Source organism: Streptomyces sp. NPDC003011, assembly GCF_053591515.1.
The window spans coordinates 1-2,682 of sequence record NZ_JBSFTY010000181.1 but is presented as its reverse complement, the minus strand read 5'-3'; the positions used below and the strand labels follow the sequence as shown (position 1 = coordinate 2,682).

The 2,682-nt window shown below is 68.7% G+C and carries 1 protein-coding gene; it reads left to right on the top strand.

What is annotated here, in order from left to right:
- On the top strand, positions 1 to 2,682 hold a 2,682-nt coding region (locus ACWD0J_RS41135; RefSeq protein ID WP_451500983.1), incomplete at both ends, for an SDR family NAD(P)-dependent oxidoreductase.

Here is a 2,682-nt window from a genome sequence, read left to right as displayed (position 1 = left end):
GCGCATCTGGCGGCCTGCCAGGACGAACTGTCCCGCTGGTGCGACTGGAACCTCGCCGACATCCTCACCAGCGACGACGAGAACACCCTGGCACGCGTGGACGTCATCCAGCCCGCCCTGTTCGCGGTCATGACGGGCATCGCCCGTCTGCTGGAGCATCACGGTGTGACTGCGGACGCGGTGATCGGTCACTCCCAGGGCGAGATCGCCGCCGCCCACATCGCCGGCGCCCTGTCCCTGCCGGACGCGATCGCGGTCGTCACCCTGCGCGCCCAGGCCCTCACCCGCCTCGCGGGCACCGGCACCATGGCCTCACTCCCCCTGCCCCCCGACGACCTCACCGACCTGCCCGACGGAGTGCACCTGGCAGCCGTCAACGGACCCCACACCACCATCCTCGCCGGAGAAACCACCGCACTCACCCACCTCGTGGACAACTACCAGCAACGCGGCATCCGCGCCCGGCTCATCCCCGTCGACTACGCCTCCCACACCCCCGCCGTCGACACCCTGCGCCAGACAATCCTGACCGACCTGACCCACCGGGCCGCCATCCAGCCCACACCACCCGCCATCCCGTTCTACTCCACATACCTCGGCAGCCTCCTCGAACCCGGCCAGTTGCTGGACGCCGCCTACTGGGTGGACAACCTCCGCCACCCCGTCCACTTCCACACCACCGCACTCCAACTCCTCGACGACGGCCACCACACCCTCATCGAAACCAGCCCCCACCCCGTCCTGGCAGCCGCCCTCACCGACATCCTCACCACCCATCCCGCAGATGGACACCACCACCCCACCCTCACCCGCCACCACGACACCAGCAGCCGCCTGCTGACCACCCTCACCACCCTCCACACTCACCACCACAACGTCGACCTCACCCCCCACCTCCCCGAGCGGGGGGAGTCGTCGGAGTATCTCGATCTGCCCACCTACCCCTTCCAGCACCAGCCGTACTGGCTCCAAGCACCCACTCAGCTCACCGACGCCACCGACCTCGGCCTGGCCGTCACCGGGCACCCGCTGCTGAGTACGGTCACCCAGCTCGCCGACACCAGCACCACCGTCCTGTCCGGCCGCATCAGCCTCAAAACCCACCCCTGGCTCGCCGACCACGCCGTCGCAGGCACCGTCCTGCTGCCCGGGACCGCCCTGGTCGACCTGGCCCTCCACGCCGGCGACCACACCGGCGCCCACCACCTCGACGAACTCACCCTCCACACCCCCCTCATCCTCCACGACACATCCAGCCGCGACCTCCAAGTCACCAGCACCCCGGACACCGACGGCTGGCAAGTCACCATCCACTCCCGCCCGCACACCAACCAGCCGGACGACACCGAGCCGTGGACCTGCCACGCCACCGGCACCCTGACTGTCGATGCCCCCGAATCCGCGCAGGCCCTGACCCAGTGGCCACCCACCCATAGCACTCCGGTCGACACCGCTGACCTCTACGAGCATCTTGCGGACGGCGGCTACGAGTACGGGCCCGCCTTCCAAGGCGTCACCTCCATATGGGAGCAGGCCGACGGCACCCTCCACGCCGAGATCACCCTGCCCGACAGCGCCGACCCAGCCGGCCACACCATCCACCCCGCCCTCCTCGACGCCGCCCTCCACCCACTCGCCCTCACCACCCAGACCACAGGCACCGGCGAAACCCGCCTGCCGTTCGCCTGGACCGGCGTCACCGTCCACGCCACCAACGCCACCCACCTACGCGTCACCCTCACCACCACCGGCAACGACATATCCATACAGGCCTGGGACCCCACCGGCACACCCGTCGCGACCATCACCACCCTGGCCACCCGCCCGATCGACCCGGCCGCACTGACCACCAGCACCGGCACCGACGGCGACACCCGCAACAGCCTCTTCCACATGACCTGGAAGCCCACCGAAGCAACCACAGGCGACATCGACCCCGACCAAGTCGACGTCTACATCCCCAACACCGGCGAGGACAACGAAGGCCCGGCAGCCGCCCACGCAGCCACCGAAGCACTCCTCACCCACCTGCAATCCTGGCTGACCGCCAACGAAACGACCGACCGACACCTGGTCATCCTCACCCACCACGCCGTAGCCACCAGCCCAGCCGAAGACATCAACCTCACCCAAGCCCCCCTATGGGGCCTGACCCGCACCGCACAGAACGAACACCCCGACCGCATCCACCTCCTCGACACCGACAACCCAACCCACACCACCTCACACCTCACCCAAGCCCTCACCACCGGCGAACCCCAACTCGCCCTCCGCCACGGACAACTCCTCAACCCCCGCCTGGAACACACCACCACCACAACCAACAACCCCCAACCCCTCAACCCCCACGGCACCATCCTCATCACCGGCGGCACCGGAGGACTCGCCACCCTCACCGCCCGCCACCTCATCACCCACCACCACACCCACCACCTCATCCTCGCCTCCCGCACCGCACCCCAACACACCCAACTCCGCGACGAACTCACCGCCCTCGGAGCCCACATCACCCTCACCGCCTGCGACACCACCAACCCCGAAGCAGTCACCCAACTCATCAACTCCATCCCCCAAGAACACCCCCTCACCGCCGTCATCCACACCGCCGGCACACTCGACGACACCCCCCTCACCACCCTCACCCCCGACCGCCTCCACCCCGTCCTCGCCCCCAAAATCGAC